We start from the raw sequence: 21,476 nt of genomic DNA, 5'->3' as shown, positions 1-21,476 counted from the left end.
CATTATTCTACCTTTTTAAATTCAAACTTTAATGAATTTTCTCCAATCATAAAACCATTCTGGTTATCAGAATTATCATTCAATGGCTTATTTTCGAAATATAAAGTCTTTTGGTCATCGGACAGGGTTGCAATTCCGGAAATATTTTTTCCTTCAATTATAATTTTGTCGCCTTTTTGATGCCATTTGGCGGAGAAAGTTTCGCCGTTATCCATTGTTAAAGTTCCGTCTTTTTTTATCTCCATAGTAGCATTCCAGTGAATATATTTAGAGATAATTGAAGCAAGGTCGGCTTGTCCAGTTGCTTTACCTGCAATTTTTGCACCATCTTCTCTAACACTTCCTTGGTCGAAGATATCGGTCTTCCACTTGCCTGTGAAGTTCTTAGGGGAACTACAACCTAAAAGCATAATACATGACAGTAAAATTATAAATGAGAAAAATAGCTTTCTTTTCATCGACACTTTTCCTAATAAATTACCAATATCTATCAAAGGCACTAAGAATATAGCTTAGGTCTTTGGATTGTTCTTTAATCTTCCCACCAACGACTAATTGATATTCAATTCCGCCAAGAAAACCACCTGAGCTTTCAATAATCTCAACCAATTCACCACGAACAACTTTTTGATTTAAACGAGCATTCATTTTAAACCTCTTTCTATTCTATCTAGAACTATATTGCATAATTCGTTCTACAATGGCATCACGGCGTTTAATGCTTTCAGACAGTTTTATCGCGCCATTAAGACCATACCACATTTTCGAAAATCCAGAATCACCCAACGCTATTAGTTGAAGTCCACATTCATCTTCGAGTTGATAAACATAAACCTGAACTGCATAAAATTGCGGAGAGAATAAGCCAGCTTTACCTTTAATGACGATTTCTATATCAGCTCTATCATCAAAATCAGCTAATGCACCCGAACTACTCTGAATAGCTTCTGGGGTTGTTTTCCATTCGGCGCAAATTTCTTGAAGAATCACGCCAATATCAGAAACCGAAAGTTTGGTTGTCACCTCAACTGAGTCGGCTTTTAAGTCGTTAAGTCCCATAAAGAACCTCCATTTTTTATTTTTCACTCAAAAAATCCCTGCCACAATAGGGGTTGAGCTTGTTTTAGTTAACGGTCGTCAACTAAAACAATGAAAAATCAAAAAATGCCAAGTCAACAAGGTAACTAAAACCTTATTAAATCAGCATTTTGAATATTTTTATTGATAACTTTGATTGTTTTAACAAACGACCGTTTACTAAAACTGTTGATAGGTTTAATGTACTATTTTTCTAAGGATTTGTCAATCAATTATAGGTGATTTTTTCTATTTATTTGAATACTATTGCGCCTTAGCACATTATATATGGTTGCCGTGGAAATATTCAGCTGATTAGCAATATTTCGGACGGATATTTCTTTTTGCTGGTATTGTGCAATAATTTGCTTTTCTTTATCTTTCGCTATTCCTTTATTGCCAAGTTTCACACCTTTTTCTTTCGCTTTACGGAGTCCGTCTTTAGTACGCTCAGAAATCGCTTGAAGCTCCCATTCTGCCACATAACCCAACATTAAACAAAAGAATTTTCCAGTTAAAGAATCTGTTTCAATATTTTCATGAATTGATTGAAGATGAATACCATGTTTAGTTAAATCTTCAATAATAGCAGATAGGTGAAGCATCTTTCTTGTAAGCCTATCTAATTTATATACGACAAAATTTGTTTTAACCCCTTGTTTAGCATAATTTTTGGCTAATTTTAATGCCTTATCAAGCTTCGGTCGTTCCTGATTTCCGCCTGAATCTTTTTCGATATAGAGCTTGTCGCAAAAGCTGAGCGCCTCTTTTTGAACAGATAAACCCAATTCTTGCCGATTATCTGTTGAGCTAACGCGAGCATATCCGATAGTAATTGAATCTTTATTTTGATATTGTTCAATATTTTTCTTCACATTTTTCTCCTTACTTTACTATTGTAGCAGGGTAGTTATATTTTAGAGAAAAATTAACGAAATGAAAAAGACCCACGAGGGTCTTGAGATTAAAATATAGGTTCTCCAAAGTTAGCATTATTATATCTAAACATCTTTAGCATTTCATCATATACTTCAATATCCATTCCAATGGTTTGAGAAACAGCATCATCAATTCCACCCACACCAATTAGCATAAGTTCATCTTTTGGGATAGCTTCAAGCTCTTTTTTTAGGTTTATTGCAAAATATTTCATCTTGTTAGATAAAGCTGTATTCATGTTGCGCAATTCTTCTATTCGTTCGATAGGCATATCAAGAACTCTTGAAATTATCTCGTCTTCAACGCATAATATTGCCAATCTTCTTGCAATAGAATCATCTGAATATGGGTCAGAAAGTGTGTCAAGCCAAACAAATGTGCTATTAATTATCTTTTGGTAAATCCATACTTTTCCCTCCTTAAAAAATACTAAACCTACCGTTCACCCACGGTAGGTTTTACCGTAAATGAACGCATAAATTCTTTTTTTTTCAAAGAAGAACGCAAGTTACATAAAACAAAGATGTTTTACTTGCTTATTATACAATACATAAAAATATATGTCGATTCCATTTTTGGTTTTCTTCTATCTCTTCTTCACTACAACTAACAATTTTAATACTATCTTGTTGATTCAGGGGGATATTTTACTATGGATTGAGGGACGAGAAAAGACCTCTCATTCAGAGAGGTCTCAAAAAAATCAAATGTTACTATCTTTCAACCCTTCTTTTAAAATCAAATATTGATCATTCGTCAACCCAAGAATTTCCTGCATAATATGCTCAATAGTATCTTGGAGTTCTTGTTGTTTAACAGATCCACTTTCATACAAAAGTTTAGACGAACCATCTGTTTTAGATATATACCTCATTACATTGTTAATTGTTTTTTCATTCTTTTCAGATAACTTAACTTGTTGTTTTAAAGTATATCCTGTAATTTTTTCAACAATTTCTCGACCATTAGACATAAACGGCATGTAATCAAAGTAAACTAATAATCTTCTTGCCACACTCTCTTTTGAATATGGGTCATTAGCGGTATCGTTCCAGATTATTTGCTTAATTCTGTCAGGAACACGATTTTGAAACATATATTTTACCTCCAAATTTTACCTACCGCTTGCTCGGTAGGTATACTTATTTCCTACCAAGTGCAAGGGCTACAATTCAGAAGTAAAATCCGAAAAGTGCGAAAATATTAAATTTTATAGCTTAATTATACACTAATATTTATGTTTTGTCAATAGAACCTATAAACTCTTGGAATCGAGTGGTGTAAGTATCATTAGTTAATTTACTCATATACTTAATTGCCTGTGTTTTAAAATTATTCTCATATAAAAATTTCAAAATATCAAATAGATACTTATTATTAGCAATTTGATGAATATGCCTGTCGATAAATTGAATCTTATCGTCATTTGATATTTCTTCTTTAGACAAATATGTTTTAAAAATTCTATCTAAATAAACATTATTACTTATTTTAGAAATCATTTTATCAATAAAGTCTTGCATAATTTCATCATTGTGGAATCCACTTTCAACAGCATACTCAATCACTCTACTTATATGAACAGAGTTGGTCATTTTTTCGAAACACAAGTTCATAGCACTTTCGTTTTTCATATCAAAAGCTACCAAACATAATTTTTCAAGTTTAGCGTTATTATCAGTGTTAATAATAGCTTTTTGCAAATCTTCAAGAGTTTTAATTTTTAAGTCAATATTGACAGTATTTTCTACAGCAAAGTAAAATACCTCTTTTAAAAAGTTATATGTAGTGTCATTATCGATAATATTTATTAGTTTATCCTTATCATCCTTGCTGATATTTTCCGAATTATTTATTAAGTTGATTATACTCGCTTTAACTTTTCCACTATCTTCAACTAATCGTTTTTTAGCAAAGTAATTTACATTATCTGTTGAGTTTTCCATTTTTCCAACCTTTAATTTTTTCATTAATATTTTAGACGGATTCCTACTACGGCTCATTAAATAACCAATAACATTTTTCGAATAGTCTCCAAGACTGTCTTCAAAACATACCAAAAATTCTCTTACGAAAGTCGTCCTACCAATATAACTTCTATGGTTTTGATTTAACATGAGCATATCCATAAAAGTCGCAAAACATAGATGATACATGATTTTGTCTCCATTCTGTTGTTTTTGTTGTTTTTAGGTAATAGATTCAAAACATATTTAGCGATATACTAAAACCATCAAAGGAACAAGTCGACTTCCCCTCTGATAAACCTTTTACTTTTATTATACTCTTTTAAGGAGGAAAATTCTCTTGCTAACATTACTTATCTTTTTACCGTATCTTCTAACCTCAGCTGTTGCGATATATTTCACAAAGAAAAGGTCTAGAAAATAATTGACTACAGGTTTATATTAGGTTGTGTAAGCCCCACTAATATAAATCTGCCTCTATGGGGCTATTAGGGAGAAAAACTATGCTTCCACAAAATACTCAAAACCAAACAGATGTAACTCCTCAACTGGCGAATCCATTTCAGCTTGAAGTCGCAAAAACTCTATCCAAAGATATGGCTATTCTTCAGAAGAATCAGCTTCTGACGGCAGACATTCTTAACAAAGTAGGCGACCTTTCGAAGCTCGAGGCGGATATTCTGGCAAAAACTCCCCACGCCAAGGAACGCACAGACTTCATCATTAAGACTTTTACCTTAGTCGCTTCCCAGCAGATAAGATAGGAGGTTCCCTATGAACGAATTTATCTTACCCATAATTTTTGCCGTTTCTCTTGGCTTTGTGGCTGGCGTTATTGCCTTGTTGGTATATCTTGATTCTCAATCTAAAAAACAACCCGTCAAAGAGAAAAATAAAAATCTTCCTCCTATTTACACTGAAGAAGAAATTGAACTAGCTCAATTTCTCGAGAGTAGGCAAGCCGTCAACGAGGCATTCCTCTCAGCTCAGGTGGAACTACTCAAAGAACTTCGAAAGTGAGGTAATTTTTACATCACCGAACAAAACAGCAATATTTTAGCACTTTAACAGATTTAGTCCCATTCGCATCGCTCCCAATCCATAAACTGCTTACGCTCCCTTTTGCCAGCGGTTTCTGGTATGCTCGGAGCGTCACAAACAGAAAGGATTTTAAAATGACACAACCAACTAAACCAAAGAAATTCAAAACCATCCTCGCTGATGTTCCCTATATGAAGAACCAAACAGGTAGCTACGGAGCCTGCAAGCATTACAACCTGATGAGCCACGAAGAAATCCGCAATATGCCCATCAAGGACATCGCTGCAGACAACGCCCATCTCTGGTTTTGGACTTCCAACTCTTATATGGAAGAATCTTACGATATTATTCGGGCGTGGGGCTTTGAGCCAAAAAGCATTTTTACTTGGGTTAAACCAACTCTGGGCTTAGGAACTTATCTTCGAAATTCCACCGAGCATGTCATTTTCGCAACTCGAGGAAAAGCTCCCATCAAGTTCAAGGGGCAGATGAATTGGGGTTTCTTCCCCAAACAAGACCATAGCCACAAGCCCGAGGAACTCTTTGCTATCATCGAACGCTGTTCTGAACCAGATTATTTGGAGCTCTTTGCAAGGCGACCTGTGTCTTCTAATAAAAAATGGGCTATATGGGGTAATGAAGTTGAGAGCGACATTATCATCTCTCACTATCCCGTTCCTCAATATTCTAAAAATCCCATTGACTACAGAAAGGCAGATGATGACTCGTGCGAAAAATAGTTGGCTACACCTTGCTTTTCGTTCTACTGGCATATTTAGTCAATCGGGCGATTTACTGGCTAATCGAAATTGCCCTACCCTTAAGCCTGCTTGCCATATTACTTGGTGGCGGAATGCTTGCTTTTCGCTACTGGAAAAACAAAAGAGATTGGAGGTGACCAATGAAACGCCCAACAAATTTTGAAATTTATGAAATGGATTACACTCGCCCTGTGGAATTTCAAGACATACTAGATTTGATGGTGCGACTCTCAGGCTACACCAGACGCCAACCCTTCGTTTTGGAGATTCGTTTAACGAAAAACGAGGTGCGATATTTGCTTCTCAGTAGCCCACTGGACACGCCCTATTTACACAAAATGATGCAGGTTTCCAATGACATTCAGTTTTCGAAACTTCGCCCTAAAGAGCGAAAAACATCTGAAAAAGCGTGGCGTGTAGCTATCAAACGCAACCATCTTAGTCTCAAAACAGATGGCGTTGAAAACTTCACTCGTTCCTTTTTGGCACTGAGTCATCACCTAAAACCGCAGGAAGAAATTTGTGTACAGGTTGTGGTGGGCAAGTCGCGTCCGCCACAACCGCTGGCTCGTGATTTGTCGCACCTTAACGCCACTTGGTGGCAGTGGATTTCAGGGAATATCCCAAAGCTTTCCAAAGACGCCGACAAGCTAATTCGGGAAAAACTCCGCCACGCCCAGTTTCAAGCAGATGTACGGATTGGTGTGCGAAGTGATAGTCATTTTCGCAAGAATGAGCTATACCATACCGTTTTAGGATCCTTTCGAATGTTAGAATCTAGCGGTGTCGAACTTTTTCTCGACCCGATTTCAAGCGAGAAAGTGAATAAGGTTCAAATTCCGTGGGCTTTTCCGCTCACCCTTTCTTCGCAGGAGCTTGCCAGCTTTTGGCTTGCCCCTATTGGCGAAGGCAAGCTGGCTGGGATTGCCAATATTCACCCCAAAATTCTCCGTCTGCCTTTGGGCTATAAAGTTCCAGATGTACCTGTTCGAAAATTTGGTGAAAGTATCAAAAACGAACCGCTCCAGATTTTGCCTCGAGACGCCACTCAGCATCTCTTGGTGTTAGGCGGAACGGGCGTTGGAAAATCTACCTTGCTTGCCCAGCTCATTTTGGCAGATATTCAAGCAGGCAGAAGCACGCTGTTAATTGACCCCAAAGGCGACTTGGTGCGAGAAGTGTTGGCTCATTTCCCAAAAGAACGGCGAGCAGATTTGGTTATCATTGATCCCAGCTCCAGCAGCAAAATTATCGGTCTCAACCCCTTTGACCTGACTCGCTACACCTCGCCTGAGCTGGTGGCGGATATGTTACTTAATCTTTTTCAAGAACTTTTCAGCGACAACTGGGGTATTCGCACGGTTGATGTGCTCAGCCACGCCTTAACCGTGATGGCACAAGTTGAAAATTCTAATTTACCCCAATTACCTCAGTTTTTAACCAATCCCGTCTTTCGAAATCAACTATTAAGTCAGATTTCCGACCCTTTTCTCTTGGATTTCTGGCAGGGCTACAACCAGCTAAGCGATGCCAACCGTGAGGTGTTAATCTCGCCAGTGTTAAACAAAATCCGTCAGCTTTTGCTTCGAAAAGAACTGCGAGCCATACTTGCCTCTACTTCGAAAAAATTTAACCTGATGGAGCTCTTCACCAGTAAAAAAGTAGTCTTAGTTAACCTCAACCGAGGGCAAATCGGGGGGACAAACGCCAAATTTATCGGTTCGCTTATCACCAACTACATCTACCAGCTAACCCTCCACCAAGCTCATCTCGCCCCTGAAAATCGCCCTTTCCTACCCATTTACATTGATGAGCTGGGGCAATTCCTTAAGCTCCCTGTGGATTTGGAGGATGCCCTCGCAGTGTCTCGTTCGATGAAAGTGGGCTACATTCTCGCCAGCCAGCACCTGACGCAACTGCCATCTACTCTGCGTACCAGCGTTTTGAGTAATTGTCGCAGTAAAATCATTTTCACGCTGGAACACCACGAAGCCAAGGAACTCGCCAGCCAAGCTCCAGAACTCACTTTCGAAGATTTTATGACCCTTGCACCTTTTCACTTTTATGCCCAAATGCCGATTTTTTACAATCACTTCAAGTGGGTCTCAGGGCGAAGTCTACCTCTTTCGAAAAATGCTCAGCCAATTGATGAACTTTATGCCGAAAGTTTGGAATACTATGGCGACGATTTAGCCAATTTCGAAAATACACCACTTCAAAACAAGAAAGATGAAATTCCACCCGAAAATTTAGGACGGAAGAAGCGAGGAGGACAAAATGGAGAAAATTGAACTAACGAAAAAAGAACGAGAGATTTTAACCCTACTCGCCCGGTGTCGTTATGCGACCACCAAGCAGATTGTTGCCCTCTATTTTCAGGATAGCCAGCATTCGCGAACTGCTTTCCGAAGAGCTAACTTGCTTTTAAACCAGATCAAAAATCGCCAACTCATCAATCACCTCGAACGGCGAATCGGTGGCGTACGAGCAGGTTCAGGCAGTTTCGTTTGGCACATCACGATAAAAGGGTTGAAAGCATTACACCGTCCACAACGCTTTAAAAATAAGTATGAACCCACCGCCCACCACTTGGAACACACGCTGGCGGTGACACAAGCGTATGTTTTTCTGAAATTGTTGGAAGAAGCTGGCAAAATCCAGCTGGAACGGTTCAATTTTGAACCCACCTGCTACCGCACCTACGCCACCTTTTCGGGCAAGAAGATTTTTCTCAAGCCCGATGCTTTTGCCCAGCTAGTTTTGGGCGAATATGAGGACAGTTATTTTTATGAAATTGATATGGCGACCGAAAGCCTAAATCGAGTGGCTAACCAGTGTAAAAAATACATCGCCTACTACCAAACAGGCATCGAGCAGCGAGAGCAAGATGGTGTGTTTCCACTGGTTCTATGGATTGTGCCACACGACAAACGAAAAGAAGCGATTGCGAAGAAAATAGAAAGCGAGCTAAACAACTTTCACCCAATGTTTCAGGTGGTGACGCTGGAGGAATTTAGTGAATGGATTGGAGGACGAACAGATGAATAATGAAAAAGAACGAATTGTCAAAATTGGGCGAGCAACTTTTAAGATTGACCGAAAATTTGGTGGTTCGAAAAGTTTGAAAGAGCTGCTGGAAAAGCTGATTTTGCAGGAAAAATAAAGAATTGTTCTACGTATTGACAAAACATTTATTTTATAGTATAATTCGAACATACTTAAAAACGAAGTAGAACTTTACAGACCTGTGGATTGTAATTGTTCTATTTCGTTTTTTCTTTTTGAGGAGGAGGTAAGATGGGAATAATTAAATTTTTTAAAGATAGAGCACTCGAACGCCGAGTTAGGGCTTTCGAGGAACTTCTAATGTTTTCCCGAAGAGCAGATAATGGAGAGATAACACTCCCTAAAGGAGAATACATTCCGATTTTGAAATCAACAAGACAGGTCAAAAAATACAATCGTAAAATTAAAAAATTGAACGGTTTATGATTTATGAGTCCTGTTTGGGACTCTTTTTTTAAGAATATTAATGTCAGTATCTACAATAACATCCCCATCTTCAATTTCTAAAATAGGATGAACTTCAACAACTAAATCTACTTCTAACGATTCCTTAATATTATTCGCTAAATCCAAAACAAATCCTTTACAACTAACATCTTCGATGAGATTATAAATTTGTTGACCAAATCTTGTTAAAGGATAGCTTTCGAATTTAAACACCATCTCATCTGATAAAGTTTCTGAATAAAATCTAACAAATAAATTCCCATTAGAGAATCCGTTGCAAGTTTCGACATCTAATTCAATATCATGGTTTTGGGTCACACCCATATTAATCAGACCGCACTCTTCCATGAGCAAAAAATCATAGTCATTAATTCCATACTTTTCATATATTTCTATTTGTGAATCTGATGGAGCATAAATATATATATCCCCATCGGGTTCTGACAATGCTAATTTTGCCAGTTTTGAAAATGTTTCTGCTTCATATTGGCTAAGTAATTTCATAGATTCAATAAATCGAAAAGAATATTTTCCCTTGTTGTTAGCTTCCTCACTCAGAATTTTCGCCCAAATTGCTTTCATATCATCATCTGATACTCTTGATGCGGCATCAAAAAATCTATCAAACCACTCAAAGGAAAACTCAACGCCTGAACTATTCTCTATTTTTCGATATGTTTGAGCAAGTTTACCAATATCCATAGCATTCTTACATTTAGCTAACTCTAAAGGAGAAAATCTTGGGTTATTTGTATCAATCATTTCATATAGTTTTGCAACACTTCCACTCTTTATGACTTCCTTTATCCCAAGTCTATAACCTATATAAGAAACTACAGCTCCAGAAATAGTAGGAAATATTAAATTTGGAAGAGTTTCATTTAGAATAACAGGCAATTCCATACTAACACCTCAATATTTTTATTAACCTCATTCTACCATAAATTACCTAAAAAATCGCTTACAACCCATAAACCGCTGGACTTCTTCGCCCTTTCGAGGTATCCTGTCCATGGGTTAGAGTGTAATTGAAAGGAGAGACTATGACAAACAGCACATTAACAAGGCAGATTCCAGATTGGACGGAGGTTGAGTTTGAAGGTTTGAGCGAGATTAGCGTTTTGTATTGTAGACTTTCCGCAGAAGACGCAAACGAAGGTGAATCTAACTCAATTTCCAACCAACGCTTGATTTTAAGTAAACTGGTGGAGCGAGAGAATTTGAGCAACCCAATTGTATTTTACGATGATGGCTACTCAGGTTCAAACGCCCAGCGTCCAGCTTTCCAACAAGCTCTGGCATTGGTTAAAAACAACCAAGTTTCGAATTTTGTGGTAAAGGATTTGAGCCGTGTTTCAAGAGATTATCTGCTTTCAGGAAATCTTTTGGAGGTGGTTTTCCCTTCGAAAAACATTCGCTTCATTTCCCTACAAGAAAATATAGATAGCAACAAGAAATCCAGCCAAGATGCCTATCTCACACCGTTAGTTTCCCTGTTTAACAACTGGTATAGTATGCAGTGTAGCGAGAAAATTAAGCTTTCGAAACATACCAAAGCCAAAAATGGCGAAAAAATCGGTTGGATTACCCCTTATGGATATCTCAATAATCCAGAAAATCGTAAGGAGTGGTTGGTAGATGAATATGCTTCAGAAATCGTTAAACGAATATTTTCGGAGTATATTTCAGGCAGAACGCCAACTGAGATAGCTCAAGGTTTAAGGAGTGACAAAATTCTCACTCCTGCTCGCTACAAAATAAATCTGGGCATTGCGAACTATCGGATTTTAGAGAGCGACCCTTGTTATTGGAAAACTCAGATGATTTGGCAAATATTAGAAAAAGAGGAGTATATCGGCTCAACCATTAACTTGAAAACCGCAAAAATTTCCTATAAACAGCGGAATTGTCGCATGCGACCTCGTGAAGATTGGCTAATTTTCCCAGATAGCCACGAAGCGATTATTTCGAAGGAAGATTTTGAAATTGCAAGAAAAATGATGGGACACAAGCGAGTCATTCAAAGGCAGAACTGGAAAAACAAAATAGGACACGAAAATTTGTTTGCAGGCTTGCTTTATTGCGAAAACGAACATAAATTAAGTTTTTGCCCACAAGAAAAAGATGGTGTGAACCTCGACCATTATAAATGTTACCATTTTAAGCGAGCTGGCGATACTTGTTCGGGCGGTCACTATCTTCGTAAAGAAGTACTGGAAAATCTAATTTTAAACGAGCTTCAAGAACTGATAAACTCGTTTCAGATTAACGAAGCAGATTTTTTACAACGCTTGAAAGACAAGTTTGAGATTAAGGAAACTAAAAAGTTTAGTAAATTACAAAAGCAACTTTCAAAAGATGAACAGCGGATAGCGGAGCTCGACACCATTATCCAGAAACTTTACGAAAAGCAACTGTTGGGTGAGATTGCGGATGACCGCTTCAAAAAATTGTGCGACAGCTATGAGGCGGAACAAGCTGAGTTGAAGGAAAAAGTCCAAACTGCCACCACAACTCTTGGGGTAAAAATGAAATCTGCCCACAACATTGAAAAATTTATGACAGCCATTCGAAAATATACTCAGCTTGAGAAGTTGACACCAAAAATTATCAACGAATTGATTGATAAAATTATTGTCCACCAACCGATTGGTAGAGGCAAGAATAGGCAAATTAAACTGGAAATACACTACCGATTTATTGGTGATATTTAAGTATTTAAAAGAGCGAGTTATAGATCGCTGCCCTATATATAATAATAGGACTGCTGAGCGAGTTGTGGTATAATAGAAACATGAATTTAAAAACGATTTTCGGGCTCCTTGCTGGGCGTTCTTCTCACTTGATCTTGAGCCGTCTTGGCCGTGGGAGTACCCTTCCAGGAAAACTCGCCCTTCAATTTGATAAAGATATTTTACAAAACCTAGCTAAGAACTACGAGATTGTCGTGGTAACTGGAACCAACGGAAAAACCTTGACAACTGCCCTCACTGTCGGCATTTTAAAAGAGGTTTATGGTCAAGTTCTGACCAATCCAAGCGGTGCCAACATGATTACAGGGATTGCGACAACCTTCTTAACAGCCAAATCTTCTAAAACTGGGAAAAATATTGCCGTCCTAGAAATTGACGAAGCCAGCCTTTCTCGTATCTGTGACTATATCCAGCCAAGCCTTTTTGTCATCACCAATATCTTCCGTGATCAGATGGATCGCTATGGTGAAATTTACACGACTTATAAGATGATTTTGGATGCCATTCGTAAGGTGCCTACGGCTACTGTTCTCCTTAATGGAGATAGTCCACTTTTCTACAAGCCAGCTATTCCAAATCCTGTAGAGTATTTTGGTTTTGACTTGGAGAAAGGGCCAGCCCAACTGGCTCACTACAATACCGAAGGGATTCTCTGCCCTGACTGTCAAGGTATCCTCAAATATGAACACAATACCTATGCAAACTTGGGTGCCTATATCTGTGAAGGTTGTGGATGTAAACGTCCTGATCTCGACTATCGCTTGACAGAACTAGTTGAGTTGACCAACAATCGCTCTCGCTTTGTCATTGACGGCCAAGAATATGGTATCCAAATCGGTGGACTCTACAATATCTACAACGCCCTAGCTGCGGTTGCCATCGCCCGTTTCCTTGGTGCAGATTCACAACTGATCAAGCAAGGATTTGACAAGAGCCGTGCAGTCTTTGGACGCCAAGAAACCTTCCATATCGGTGACAAGGAATGTACCCTCGTCTTGATTAAAAATCCAGTAGGTGCGACCCAAGCTATCGAAATGATTAAACTAGCTCCTTATCCATTTAGCCTGTCTGTCCTCCTCAATGCCAACTATGCAGACGGTATTGATACCAGCTGGATCTGGGATGCTGATTTTGAACAAATCACTGACATGGACATTCCTGAAATCAACGCTGGAGGTGTTCGCCATTCTGAAATCGCACGTCGCCTTCGAGTGACTGGCTATCCGGCTGAGAAAATCACTGAAACAAGTAGTCTGGAGCAAGTTCTTAAGACCATCGAGAATCAGGACTGCAAGCATGCCTATATCCTGGCTACCTATACTGCTATGCTTGAATTCCGCGAATTGCTGGCTAGTCGTCAGATTGTTAGAAAGGAGATGAACTAATGGTTTATACTTCACTTTCCTCAAAAGCTGGCAATTACCCTTATCAGCTCAACATTGCCCACCTCTACGGAAACCTCATGAATACCTACGGGGACAATGGAAACATCCTCATGCTCAAGTATGTAGCTGAAAAACTAGGAGCCCATGTGACAGTTGACATCGTTTCTCTCCATGATGACTTTGACGAAAAGCACTACGACATTGCCTTTTTCGGTGGGGGTCAAGACTTTGAACAGAGTATCATTGCAGACGACCTACCTGCTAAAAAAGAGAGCATTGACAACTACATTCAAAATGACGGAGTAGTTTTAGCCATCTGCGGTGGTTTCCAACTACTAGGTCAATATTATGTTGAAGCTTCAGGCAAACGCATCGAAGGACTAGGGGTCATGGGTCACTATACCCTCAACCAGACCAATAATCGCTTTATCGGGGACATCAAGATTCACAATAAAGATTTCAATGAAACCTACTATGGATTTGAAAACCACCAGGGCCGTACCTTCCTCTCAGATGACCAAAAACCGCTTGGCCATATTGTTTACGGAAATGGGAATAATGAAGAAAAAGTCGGAGAAGGGGTTCATTATAAAAATGTCTTTGGTTCTTACTTCCACGGGCCTATCCTCTCTCGTAATGCCAATCTGGCTTATAGACTAGTCACTACTGCCCTCAAGAAGAAATATGGTCAGGACATTCAACTCCCTGCTTATGAGGACATTCTCAGCCAAGAAATCGCTGAAGAATACAGCGACGTCAAAAGCAAGGCTGACTTTTCATAAATACAAAGCCATACTCAAAAGAACTCCACTAAAGTATTGGGGTTCTTTTTACCTATTCTTTTACCCTTCTCCCTTGCATTTTCTCTCATTTTTTGCCAAAATAGAGGGGTAGAAAGAAGGTAGCATATGTCTAAATTACAACAAATCGTAACATATCTTGAAACAGAAAAACTAGACGTCGCTGTCGTATCTGACCCCGTCACAATCAATTACCTCACTGGCTTTTACAGTGATCCCCATGAACGCCAAATGTTCCTTTTTGTCCTAGCAGATCAGGAATCTCTCCTCTTTGTCCCAGCCCTTGAAGTGGAGCGTGCAAGTAGCACTGTTTCCTTCCCAGTTGTGGGCTATGTGGACTCTGAAAATCCATGGCAAAAAATGAAACATGCTCTTCCACAACTTGACTTCAAACGTGTCGCTGTCGAGTTTGACAATCTCATCTTAACCAAATATCATGGTTTAAAAACTGTCTTTGAAACTGCTGAGTTTGACAACCTCACTCCCCGTATCCAACGCATGCGCCTTATCAAATCAGCTGATGAAGTGCAAAAAATGATGGTTGCAGGTCTTTATGCTGATAAGGCTGTTAAGGTTGGTTTCGATAATATCTCTCTTGATAAGACGGAGACAGATATTATCGCTCAAATCGACTTTGCCATGAAACGTGAAGGTTATGAAATGAGCTTTGATACCATGGTCTTGACTGGCGATAATGCTGCGAATCCACACGGCATTCCAGCAGCTAATAAGGTTGAAAATAATGCTCTTCTCCTCTTTGACCTAGGGGTTCTGGTCAACGGCTATGCGTCTGACATGACTCGTACAGTCGCTGTCGGTAAACCAGATCAGTTCAAGAAAGATATTTACAACTTGACTCTTGAAGCCCAACAAGCTGCTCTTGACTTTATCAAACCAGGTGTGACTGCCCATGAAGTGGACCGTGCTGCCCGTGAGGTTATCGAAAAAGCTGGTTACGGTGAATACTTCAACCACCGTCTCGGTCATGGTATCGGTATGGATGTCCACGAATTCCCATCTATCATGGAAGGAAACGACTTGGTTATCGAAGAAGGCATGTGCTTCTCTGTTGAACCTGGTATCTATATCCCTGGCAAGGTTGGTGTCCGTATCGAAGACTGCGGTGTTGTTACTAAGAATGGTTTTGACCTCTTTACAAGCACCAGCAAAGACTTGCTTTATTTTGATTAAATTTATACAAAAAAGTTAGCTCGAACAGCTAACTTTTTACTTTATCTTCTTGATGCTTTGGTTCAAAATAAATCCGACAATCATCCCCACTGTATTTTGGAAAAAGTTGGGAAGAATTTCAGGTAGGGCTGCTGCCCAGCCATTCATCAAAGTTGAACCCAAAACATAGCCCCCAACCATGGCAAAAGTTGCTAAGACAAGACCTAGCCACTGGCCTTTTCCTTTGAAACCTGCAAAAAATCCCTGCAAACCATGGTTAATTAAACTAAAGAACATCCACTGAGGATAGCCTGATAAGAGGTCAATGAGGAATCCAGCCAATCCTCCAACAATAGCACCTTCTCGACTACCAAAATAGAAGGCTGCAAAGAAGACACCCGCATCTAAAAGAGTTAGAATACCTGTCGGCGTTGGAATTTTTAAGAAATAACCTAGAACCACAGAAAGGGCGGTTAATAGGGATATAAGGGCAATTTTAGTTGTTTTTGTTTGCTTCATATTGTCTTACTCCATATTGATCTGCTTGTGCAATGGCACGGTAAACGAATGCTTTTGAACTTTCAATTGCTGCTGATAGTTCTTGTCCTTGGACTAGGTGACTGGCAATGCTTGAAGCAAAGGTACATCCTGCACCCGCATTTTGTCCTTGGATAACGGGATTTTCTAACACTGTAAAGGTTTGTCCATCATAAAAGATATCCATAGCCTTATCTTGTCTGAGACGATTGCCTCCCTTAACAACTACTGCTGGCGCACCTAAATCATACAATTTTTGCGCAACTGCTTTCATATCTTCCAAATTCTTAATCTCTTGACCTGCTAGCAATTCTGCTTCAGGAAGATTAGGCGTAATCACACTGACATGAGGGAAAAAGCGAATCAACTCTTGGCAAAGTTCACTTACAGCTACGTCGTGTGTTTCCTTACAGACTAAGACGGGATCCAGTACCACAGGAACTCCTGGGCGTTGTTTGATAAAGTCCAAAGCCTTCTCAGCCACACTGACAGTAGGAAGAAGACCAATCTTAATTCCCCCAAACTCCACATCACGCAAGCTATCCAATTCATGTTGAAAAATGGTATCGTCAGTTGGAAAGACTTCAAATCCTTTTTCTGTCAAGGCTGTCAAACAAGTCACTGCCACAAAGCCATGCAAACCGTTCAAGGTATAGGTAGCCAAATCAGCGGACAAACCACCCCCACTAAAAATATCATTTCCTGAAAGTGCTAAAATACGATTATTCTTCATAAGTAATCTCCTTCAAATATAGACCGTTAGATGCTGCAGTGGGCCCTGCAAGCTGTCTGTCTTTTTTCTCCAAAATCAAGTCAATTTGCTCTACTGGCATGCGATTGTTCCCAATTTTCAGCAGGGTTCCAACCATATTTCTGATTTGTTTATACAGAAAGCCATTTCCAGAAAAGCTAAAGGTTAAAAACTGTCCTGTCTCATCGACTGAAAGACTGGCTTCTGTAATGGTCCTGACCTTATCCTCCACACTGGTACCAGATGCTGTAAACCCTGTGAAATCATGAGTTCCTTTTAATTTTTTTATCGCTTCTTGCATCCTTGCCACATCTAGCGGATAAGGAAAATGCGTTGCATAATAGCGTTTCATAGGATTTTTTGGACGCCCTCTATCTACGATAAACTCATAAGTCTTGCTGTGCTTGGCATAACGACAATGAAAATCATCCGCCACAAGCTCAATCGAAATCACATCGATATCTTCAGGAGACTGAGTGTCCAAAGCAAAACGGAGTTTTTCCTCATCCATTTGATAGGGCAGGTCAAAATGAATGACCTGTCCCAGGGCATGAACCCCACTATCCGTTCTCCCTGCTCCATGAACAGTAATAGCTTGGCCCTTATTCAATCTAGTCAAGGTTTTTTCAAGTTCCTCCTGAACGCTACGCGCATGAGGCTGGCGCTGAAAACCAGCAAAGGCGTAACCATCATAGGAAATAGTTGCTTTATATCTCGTCATAGCTTCTATTTTATCAAGAAAAGGCAGAGTAAACAAGCTAGAGTAGCAAAAATTAATTAGGGACAGATAAAAAGTCTATGAAAACTAAGTTCCCACATCTTAGTCATTTTGGGTTAGCAACTTGTTTATACTCAATGAAAATCAAAAAGCAAACTAGGAAACTAGTCGCAGGTGGCTCAAAACACTGTTTTGAGGTTGCAGATAGAACTGACGAAGTCAGCTCAAAGCACTGCTTTGAGGTTGTAAATAGAACTGACGAAATCAGTCACCATACCTACGGTAAGGCGACGCTGACGTGATTTGAAGAGATTTTCGAAGAGTATTAGTTTTGACCAAAGTTTATTCTTGTAGCTTCATATAGAAAAAAAACTTGGGAAAGAATTCCTAAGCTTTCTTTTGTAGTACATACATGACTAAAATAGAAGTCACAATTAACCATCCACCTAGAAGAGCAAAAACAATCATACTATTTTGTGTTATGAAGCCAATAAGAGCTAAAACAATCGGTGTTGTAAAAGCCCCAAAACTACAACCCAATACTGCAAAAGAGGTTGCTTGGTTCAATAATTTAGATGGAATGCGGACTGATAACAGCTGAAAGACAGTCGTTAAGGCCACGCTATAAGCAAAGCCAGCTACAAGACTTCCTACTACAATCACCCATAAGGATGGAGAAATGGCAATCACAATTTGCCCTAAGCCGAAGGTAATACCAGACCAGAGAAGCAATCTTTCTTTAAAGACTGAGATTAGGAAGGAAAAACTGATACCTGCTACAATACCAATAAGCTGCATAACACTTAAGACAAAGCTAGATAACTGGGCATCTCCTAGTCCTCTTTCCACCATCAAGCTTGGAATCCGAATCGTGATTGCTGTATTGGTACACACTACAACTGCGGCTTCAATGGCTAAAAGGAAAATCAACCCTTTCATTTCACGGCTTAAGCTGTTTGTTCCCATCTCTTTTTGCTTAACTTCTTTCTTTTCCTTGCCATAAGGAACAAAGAGGAGATAGAGAATCAAGACTAAGAATCCAGCACTATAGGCTAGGAAAGTAGCTGTCCAACCAAACACTATAAGTTGGCCAACTGCCAATGTGATAAGAGAAGCTCCAACTACTTCTGCCGATCCTCTTAAGCCCAACATCTGAATTCGGGGTTTTCCATGATAGCGTTCGCTGATAATGGAAATAGCCTTGGCGTTAATCATTCCTACTCCAAGACCAAAAAGAATTCGCATTCCAAAGACAAAAGCATAGCCTTGATACCAGAAAGGTGCGATTCCACTGAGAGATAATATCAGCAGCCCCAAACTAATCTGTAACCTCTCAGCAAACATTTTTTCAAGAACTCCATTCAACAATAGCATGATCATAATGCCAAAAGAAGGAAGACTGACCAGGAGTTCAATTTGTTCCTTAGGATATCCTTGGTAATAGTCAAACATTGCTGGTAAGGCACTCGAAATGGAAAAGGAAGTAATTAAAACGAGGGATAGGGCGAGAATACTAGCCCTTTCTAAAAATTGTTTCATGAAATCTCTTTCTATATTTTCTCTTAATATCTTTCTCTGTTGATAATTCTCAAGCAAGAAAAGAAGAAGTCTCTTTAGTGTACAGACTCCTTCTTAAACTCGAAAATGAATCCCTTGTGTCTTATACTCAATGAAAATCAAAGAGCAAACTAGGAAGCTAGCCGCAGGCTCCTCAAAACACTGTTTTGAGGTTGTAGATGAAACTGACGAAGTCAGTCACATATATACCCTTAAGGCGAAACTGACGTGGTTTGAAGAGATTTTCGAAGAGTATTAGGATGACTTTCTCTTGATTTGCTTAATAAAGTAAAAGACAAATCCTGCCAACATATAAGCTACAAAGATAATGGCACACCACTTGATAACCACGTCCCATCCTTTAGCTACATTCAAAAAGAAATAAGGGAAGGGGCTGACCTTAGAATTTGGGATATCCAGTTTCAATACCAAGCCATTAAAAAGAGCAAAAATCATATAAAGCAGGGGTAAAATTGTCCACACAATGGGATCCCAAATCTTATATTGACCCTGCTTATCAAAGAAAAGAGTATCTGCTAAAAACCAGAGAGGTACAATATAATGGCAAAGGAAATTTTCTAGCGTATAGAAATTGGTTGCGATAGGTGCCAAGAGAAAATGATAAATCACACAGGTAATCATAATACTCATGGTGACACCACCCTTTAAACGTAAAAGAGTTGGACCTTGCCAGTTTTCACCATCCCGCTTCATAACCCTTAACAGATAGAGGGTAAAAATTGCTACTAAAAGGTTAGATAGAACCGTATAATAGAGAAGCATCCCAAAACCACCACGATTGACGATTTCAAGATAGACGCCAGTAAAAGCTGTTAGAAACAAAAAGATACGGCTATAAAAAATAAATTTAAGTTTATTCGACATGATTAAATCTTCTTCACAAATTCTGACTTGAGTTTCATAGCACCAAATCCATCAATCTTACAGTCAATATTATGGTCGCCTTCTACAATGCGGATATTCTTGACGCGCGTACCTTGTTTTAAATCTTTAGGCGCACCTTTAACTTTTAAATCCTTGATCAAAGTGACTGTATCGCCATCTGTCAATTTATTTCCATTGGCATCAATAGCTACAAGACCCTCCTCCACTTCGGCAACTTCAGCAGGATTCCACTCATAAGCACACTCAGGGCAAACTAGCATAGCTCCATCTTCGTAAACATATTCTGAATCGCATTCTTTACAATTTGGTAAATTGTTCATAACATCTCCTTATAAGGTTTCACTATTCTTTGAAAATCAAATTTTCTCGAACAGCAACTATTATACCCTAAAAATAGGTTTTTGACAAATAGAGAAAAAACCGATATCCAAGAATCGGTTTCATCATTCTACATTTTCTTTTTAGCTTCTTCCTTGATTTTATCAACCACTTCTTCAATAGTTAAACCAGTTGTATCGAGGTAGATTGCATCCTCTGCTTGTTTAAGAGGTGAAGTTTCACGATGACTATCTTTATAATCACGTGCAGCAATCTCCTCTTTAAGTTTTTCGAGGTCTGTTTCAATACCTTTGGCCATATTTTCCTCGTAACGTCGTTTTGCTCTTTCATCAACAGAAGCTACAAGAAAAACTTTTAATTCTGCTTGTGGCAATACAACAGTCCCAATATCACGGCCATCCATGACAATGCCACCTTTTTGGGCAATTTCCTGTTGGAGAGCCACCAACTTTTCACGGATAACTGGTATCGCTGCAATGGTAGATACACGATTTGTCACTTCATTTTCACGAATCGGATGAGTGATATCTACATCCCCTACAAAAACAAGCTGTTCCCCTGCTTCTGAACGCCCAAAACTAATGGGATGCTGTTCAAGAAGTCCAAGTAGTTGCTCTACATTGTCTTCGTTCAATTGGTGTTTCAATGCGATGTAAGTAGCAGCTCGATACATAGCACCTGTATCTAAATATGTGTAACCAAACTCCTTAGCAATAATCTTCGCTACTGTACTTTTGCCACTTGAGGCAGGACCATCAATTGCAATTTGAATTGTTTTCATTTCTGACTCCTATCTAGTCTTAACAACATCACCAGGATCAGCATACCATGATCCTGTCGACATGTGAGAAGGATTCAAGGTTTCCAATTGAGCTATCGAAATACCAACACGAGCTGCAATGGCAGCTTCTCCTTCTCCTGGTAAAACTTTCGTAGTCCCTTCTTGATTCTCAGAATTAGATGCTTCTTTTTTGTCTGTAGCAGAAGCTTCTTGTTCAGTACTTGTAGAAGAAGATACCTGTTCGACATTTGTGCTAGAGTCGTGAAAGTCTTTTAAGGCTAGTGTACGATTGCTCCCTCCAGATGAAAGATAAACTAAAACAATAATCATTACTAAAACAATTACAAAGAAAATACTCGCTAGAATTGTCAAAACACGATTAGCTGTTATTTCTCCAAGTTCAGTTCTACGTCGTTCAGATCTTGTTTCTTCTTTTTCTTCATAAATATCTTCTTTCCACGGTTCTTTTCCCATACCTTAC

29 protein-coding genes are annotated in these 21,476 nt (G+C 39.1%); 13 read left to right on the top strand and 16 right to left on the bottom strand.

The window, feature by feature from the left end:
- Nucleotides 1–2 precede the first annotated feature (2 nt).
- The 7 genes from QZ114_RS07545 to QZ114_RS07515 form a co-directional block, all read right to left on the bottom strand.
- Complete coding sequence (locus QZ114_RS07545) at nt 3–458, bottom strand: hypothetical protein (protein ID WP_261048515.1); 456 nt, start codon at nt 456–458, stop codon at nt 3–5.
- 19 nt (nt 459–477) lie between these two features.
- The gene (locus tag QZ114_RS07540; RefSeq protein ID WP_295501664.1) at nt 478–648 is read right to left on the bottom strand and encodes a hypothetical protein; all 171 of its coding nucleotides are present in this window, start codon (nt 646–648) and stop codon (nt 478–480) included.
- Between the two features lie 18 nt (nt 649–666).
- Nucleotides 667–1,059, bottom strand: coding sequence for a hypothetical protein (locus QZ114_RS07535; protein ID WP_265477181.1), 393 nt, complete (start codon nt 1,057–1,059; stop codon nt 667–669).
- A gap of 251 nt (nt 1,060–1,310) precedes the next feature.
- Nucleotides 1,311–1,952: a recombinase family protein gene (locus QZ114_RS07530; RefSeq protein WP_295501660.1), complete on the bottom strand. Its 642-nt coding sequence runs from the start codon at nt 1,950–1,952 to the stop codon at nt 1,311–1,313.
- 89 nt (nt 1,953–2,041) lie between these two features.
- On the bottom strand, nt 2,042–2,287 hold the full coding sequence (locus QZ114_RS07525) for a hypothetical protein (protein WP_295501658.1): 246 nt from the start codon (nt 2,285–2,287) through the stop codon (nt 2,042–2,044).
- 432 nt (nt 2,288–2,719) lie between these two features.
- Nucleotides 2,720–3,112 (bottom strand): hypothetical protein, encoded by a 393-nt coding sequence (locus QZ114_RS07520; RefSeq protein ID WP_295501657.1) that lies wholly within the window; start codon nt 3,110–3,112, stop codon nt 2,720–2,722.
- Between the two features lie 139 nt (nt 3,113–3,251).
- The gene (locus QZ114_RS07515; RefSeq protein WP_295501656.1) at nt 3,252–4,172 is read right to left on the bottom strand and encodes a hypothetical protein; all 921 of its coding nucleotides are present in this window, start codon (nt 4,170–4,172) and stop codon (nt 3,252–3,254) included.
- Nucleotides 4,173–4,486: 314 nt separating this feature from the next.
- Here QZ114_RS07515 and QZ114_RS07510 point away from each other — a divergent pair, with 314 nt between their 5' ends.
- From QZ114_RS07510 to QZ114_RS07480, 7 genes are all read left to right on the top strand, one after another.
- Complete coding sequence (locus tag QZ114_RS07510) at nt 4,487–4,747, top strand: hypothetical protein (protein WP_295501654.1); 261 nt, start codon at nt 4,487–4,489, stop codon at nt 4,745–4,747.
- 10 nt (nt 4,748–4,757) lie between these two features.
- A complete protein-coding gene (locus QZ114_RS07505) occupies nt 4,758–5,003 on the top strand; it encodes a hypothetical protein (protein ID WP_295501652.1) in 246 nt (81 codons plus the stop codon).
- Nucleotides 5,004–5,158: 155 nt separating this feature from the next.
- The gene (locus QZ114_RS07500) at nt 5,159–5,764 is read left to right on the top strand and encodes an MT-A70 family methyltransferase (RefSeq protein ID WP_295501650.1); all 606 of its coding nucleotides are present in this window, start codon (nt 5,159–5,161) and stop codon (nt 5,762–5,764) included.
- 161 nt (nt 5,765–5,925) lie between these two features.
- Nucleotides 5,926–8,076, top strand: coding sequence for a type IV secretory system conjugative DNA transfer family protein (locus QZ114_RS07495; protein ID WP_295501648.1), 2,151 nt, complete (start codon nt 5,926–5,928; stop codon nt 8,074–8,076).
- Entirely contained in the window at nt 8,063–8,833 is a 771-nt protein-coding gene (locus tag QZ114_RS07490; RefSeq protein ID WP_295501646.1) for a replication-relaxation family protein, read from the top strand. Before QZ114_RS07495 ends, QZ114_RS07490 begins: the two co-directional genes overlap by 14 nt.
- Nucleotides 8,826–8,948 (top strand): hypothetical protein, encoded by a 123-nt coding sequence (locus QZ114_RS07485; RefSeq protein WP_295501645.1) that lies wholly within the window; start codon nt 8,826–8,828, stop codon nt 8,946–8,948. Before QZ114_RS07490 ends, QZ114_RS07485 begins: the two co-directional genes overlap by 8 nt.
- A 134-nt stretch (nt 8,949–9,082) precedes the next feature.
- The gene (locus QZ114_RS07480; protein WP_000511383.1) at nt 9,083–9,277 is read left to right on the top strand and encodes a hypothetical protein; all 195 of its coding nucleotides are present in this window, start codon (nt 9,083–9,085) and stop codon (nt 9,275–9,277) included.
- Here the strand turns inward: QZ114_RS07480 and QZ114_RS07475 are convergent.
- Nucleotides 9,272–10,201 (bottom strand): DUF2806 domain-containing protein, encoded by a 930-nt coding sequence (locus tag QZ114_RS07475; RefSeq protein ID WP_295501641.1) that lies wholly within the window; start codon nt 10,199–10,201, stop codon nt 9,272–9,274. The two genes, QZ114_RS07480 and QZ114_RS07475, sit on opposite strands and share 6 nt — an antisense overlap.
- A 125-nt stretch (nt 10,202–10,326) precedes the next feature.
- Between QZ114_RS07475 and QZ114_RS07470 the strand changes: the two genes are divergently transcribed.
- From QZ114_RS07470 to QZ114_RS07455, 4 genes are all read left to right on the top strand, one after another.
- Nucleotides 10,327–12,012, top strand: coding sequence for a recombinase family protein (locus QZ114_RS07470; RefSeq protein ID WP_295501639.1), 1,686 nt, complete (start codon nt 10,327–10,329; stop codon nt 12,010–12,012).
- A gap of 80 nt (nt 12,013–12,092) precedes the next feature.
- Nucleotides 12,093–13,436 carry a lipid II isoglutaminyl synthase subunit MurT gene (murT, locus tag QZ114_RS07465; protein ID WP_295501636.1) on the top strand — a complete coding sequence of 448 codons (1,344 nt, stop codon included), beginning with the start codon at nt 12,093–12,095 and terminating at the stop codon, nt 13,434–13,436.
- The gene (gatD, locus tag QZ114_RS07460; RefSeq protein WP_295501633.1) at nt 13,436–14,218 is read left to right on the top strand and encodes a lipid II isoglutaminyl synthase subunit GatD; all 783 of its coding nucleotides are present in this window, start codon (nt 13,436–13,438) and stop codon (nt 14,216–14,218) included. Before murT ends, gatD begins: the two co-directional genes overlap by 1 nt.
- A gap of 126 nt (nt 14,219–14,344) precedes the next feature.
- Nucleotides 14,345–15,427, top strand: a complete 1,083-nt coding sequence (locus tag QZ114_RS07455) for a Xaa-Pro peptidase family protein (protein ID WP_295501630.1) — start codon at nt 14,345–14,347, stop codon at nt 15,425–15,427.
- Nucleotides 15,428–15,463: 36 nt separating this feature from the next.
- On the opposite strand, the gene QZ114_RS07450 is transcribed toward QZ114_RS07455, so the two are convergent.
- Genes QZ114_RS07450 through truA form a run of 3 tightly spaced genes read right to left on the bottom strand, consistent with a single transcriptional unit; the run spans nt 15,464 to nt 17,415 of the window.
- Entirely contained in the window at nt 15,464–15,925 is a 462-nt protein-coding gene (locus QZ114_RS07450; protein ID WP_295501626.1) for an ECF transporter S component, read from the bottom strand.
- Entirely contained in the window at nt 15,903–16,676 is a 774-nt protein-coding gene (locus QZ114_RS07445; RefSeq protein ID WP_295501623.1) for a bifunctional hydroxymethylpyrimidine kinase/phosphomethylpyrimidine kinase, read from the bottom strand. Before QZ114_RS07445 ends, QZ114_RS07450 begins: the two co-directional genes overlap by 23 nt.
- Nucleotides 16,666–17,415: a tRNA pseudouridine(38-40) synthase TruA gene (gene truA / locus QZ114_RS07440; protein ID WP_295501621.1), complete on the bottom strand. Its 750-nt coding sequence runs from the start codon at nt 17,413–17,415 to the stop codon at nt 16,666–16,668. Before truA ends, QZ114_RS07445 begins: the two co-directional genes overlap by 11 nt.
- 134 nt (nt 17,416–17,549) lie before the next feature.
- Between truA and QZ114_RS07435 the strand changes: the two genes are divergently transcribed.
- The gene (locus QZ114_RS07435) at nt 17,550–17,714 is read left to right on the top strand and encodes a hypothetical protein (protein ID WP_295501619.1); all 165 of its coding nucleotides are present in this window, start codon (nt 17,550–17,552) and stop codon (nt 17,712–17,714) included.
- A gap of 85 nt (nt 17,715–17,799) precedes the next feature.
- Here QZ114_RS07435 and QZ114_RS07430 read toward each other — a convergent pair whose 3' ends face one another.
- Entirely contained in the window at nt 17,800–18,951 is a 1,152-nt protein-coding gene (locus QZ114_RS07430) for an MFS transporter (RefSeq protein WP_295501617.1), read from the bottom strand.
- Nucleotides 18,952–19,081: 130 nt separating this feature from the next.
- On the opposite strand from QZ114_RS07430, the gene QZ114_RS07425 reads away from it, so the two are divergent.
- A complete protein-coding gene (locus QZ114_RS07425) occupies nt 19,082–19,228 on the top strand; it encodes a hypothetical protein (RefSeq protein ID WP_295501615.1) in 147 nt (48 codons plus the stop codon).
- On the opposite strand, the gene QZ114_RS07420 is transcribed toward QZ114_RS07425, so the two are convergent.
- From QZ114_RS07420 to QZ114_RS07405, 4 genes are all read right to left on the bottom strand, one after another.
- On the bottom strand, nt 19,225–19,854 hold the full coding sequence (locus QZ114_RS07420) for a Pr6Pr family membrane protein (RefSeq protein ID WP_295501613.1): 630 nt from the start codon (nt 19,852–19,854) through the stop codon (nt 19,225–19,227). The two genes, QZ114_RS07425 and QZ114_RS07420, sit on opposite strands and share 4 nt — an antisense overlap.
- A 2-nt stretch (nt 19,855–19,856) precedes the next feature.
- Nucleotides 19,857–20,195, bottom strand: coding sequence for a zinc ribbon domain-containing protein YjdM (locus QZ114_RS07415; protein WP_295501611.1), 339 nt, complete (start codon nt 20,193–20,195; stop codon nt 19,857–19,859).
- A 128-nt stretch (nt 20,196–20,323) separates the two neighbouring features.
- A complete protein-coding gene (gene cmk, locus QZ114_RS07410) occupies nt 20,324–20,995 on the bottom strand; it encodes a (d)CMP kinase (RefSeq protein ID WP_295501609.1) in 672 nt (223 codons plus the stop codon).
- Nucleotides 20,996–21,004: 9 nt separating this feature from the next.
- Entirely contained in the window at nt 21,005–21,469 is a 465-nt protein-coding gene (locus tag QZ114_RS07405; protein ID WP_295501607.1) for an SAG1386/EF1546 family surface-associated protein, read from the bottom strand.
- Between the last annotated feature and the right edge of the window lie 7 nt (nt 21,470–21,476).

Origin of the sequence: uncultured Streptococcus sp. (assembly GCF_901875575.1) — a bacterium.
Lineage (GTDB): Bacteria > Bacillota > Bacilli > Lactobacillales > Streptococcaceae > Streptococcus.
This window is presented reverse-complemented; position numbering and strand designations above follow the sequence as displayed.

Bases quoted from the DNA above. Each gene is read 5' to 3' on its own strand.
- QZ114_RS07545 (WP_261048515.1), bottom strand. From the start codon at position 458: ATGAAAAGAAAGCTATTTTTCTCATTTATAATTTTACTGTCATGTATT.
- QZ114_RS07540 (WP_295501664.1), bottom strand. From the start codon at position 648: ATGAATGCTCGTTTAAATCAAAAAGTTGTTCGTGGTGAATTGGTTGAG.
- QZ114_RS07535 (WP_265477181.1), bottom strand. From the start codon at position 1,059: ATGGGACTTAACGACTTAAAAGCCGACTCAGTTGAGGTGACAACCAAA.
- QZ114_RS07525 (WP_295501658.1), bottom strand. From the start codon at position 2,287: ATGCCTATCGAACGAATAGAAGAATTGCGCAACATGAATACAGCTTTA.
- QZ114_RS07520 (WP_295501657.1), bottom strand. From the start codon at position 3,112: ATGTTTCAAAATCGTGTTCCTGACAGAATTAAGCAAATAATCTGGAAC.
- QZ114_RS07515 (WP_295501656.1), bottom strand. From the start codon at position 4,172: ATGTATCATCTATGTTTTGCGACTTTTATGGATATGCTCATGTTAAAT.
- QZ114_RS07510 (WP_295501654.1), top strand. From the start codon at position 4,487: ATGCTTCCACAAAATACTCAAAACCAAACAGATGTAACTCCTCAACTG.
- QZ114_RS07505 (WP_295501652.1), top strand. From the start codon at position 4,758: ATGAACGAATTTATCTTACCCATAATTTTTGCCGTTTCTCTTGGCTTT.
- QZ114_RS07500 (WP_295501650.1), top strand. From the start codon at position 5,159: ATGACACAACCAACTAAACCAAAGAAATTCAAAACCATCCTCGCTGAT.
- QZ114_RS07495 (WP_295501648.1), top strand. From the start codon at position 5,926: ATGAAACGCCCAACAAATTTTGAAATTTATGAAATGGATTACACTCGC.
- QZ114_RS07490 (WP_295501646.1), top strand. From the start codon at position 8,063: ATGGAGAAAATTGAACTAACGAAAAAAGAACGAGAGATTTTAACCCTA.
- QZ114_RS07485 (WP_295501645.1), top strand. From the start codon at position 8,826: ATGAATAATGAAAAAGAACGAATTGTCAAAATTGGGCGAGCAACTTTT.
- QZ114_RS07480 (WP_000511383.1), top strand. From the start codon at position 9,083: ATGGGAATAATTAAATTTTTTAAAGATAGAGCACTCGAACGCCGAGTT.
- QZ114_RS07475 (WP_295501641.1), bottom strand. From the start codon at position 10,201: ATGGAATTGCCTGTTATTCTAAATGAAACTCTTCCAAATTTAATATTT.
- murT (WP_295501636.1), top strand. From the start codon at position 12,093: ATGAATTTAAAAACGATTTTCGGGCTCCTTGCTGGGCGTTCTTCTCAC.
- gatD (WP_295501633.1), top strand. From the start codon at position 13,436: ATGGTTTATACTTCACTTTCCTCAAAAGCTGGCAATTACCCTTATCAG.
- QZ114_RS07455 (WP_295501630.1), top strand. From the start codon at position 14,345: ATGTCTAAATTACAACAAATCGTAACATATCTTGAAACAGAAAAACTA.
- QZ114_RS07450 (WP_295501626.1), bottom strand. From the start codon at position 15,925: ATGAAGCAAACAAAAACAACTAAAATTGCCCTTATATCCCTATTAACC.
- QZ114_RS07445 (WP_295501623.1), bottom strand. From the start codon at position 16,676: ATGAAGAATAATCGTATTTTAGCACTTTCAGGAAATGATATTTTTAGT.
- truA (WP_295501621.1), bottom strand. From the start codon at position 17,415: ATGACGAGATATAAAGCAACTATTTCCTATGATGGTTACGCCTTTGCT.
- QZ114_RS07435 (WP_295501619.1), top strand. From the start codon at position 17,550: ATGAAAATCAAAAAGCAAACTAGGAAACTAGTCGCAGGTGGCTCAAAA.
- QZ114_RS07430 (WP_295501617.1), bottom strand. From the start codon at position 18,951: ATGAAACAATTTTTAGAAAGGGCTAGTATTCTCGCCCTATCCCTCGTT.
- QZ114_RS07425 (WP_295501615.1), top strand. From the start codon at position 19,082: ATGAAAATCAAAGAGCAAACTAGGAAGCTAGCCGCAGGCTCCTCAAAA.
- QZ114_RS07420 (WP_295501613.1), bottom strand. From the start codon at position 19,854: ATGTCGAATAAACTTAAATTTATTTTTTATAGCCGTATCTTTTTGTTT.
- QZ114_RS07415 (WP_295501611.1), bottom strand. From the start codon at position 20,195: ATGAACAATTTACCAAATTGTAAAGAATGCGATTCAGAATATGTTTAC.
- cmk (WP_295501609.1), bottom strand. From the start codon at position 20,995: ATGAAAACAATTCAAATTGCAATTGATGGTCCTGCCTCAAGTGGCAAA.
- QZ114_RS07405 (WP_295501607.1), bottom strand. From the start codon at position 21,469: ATGGGAAAAGAACCGTGGAAAGAAGATATTTATGAAGAAAAAGAAGAA.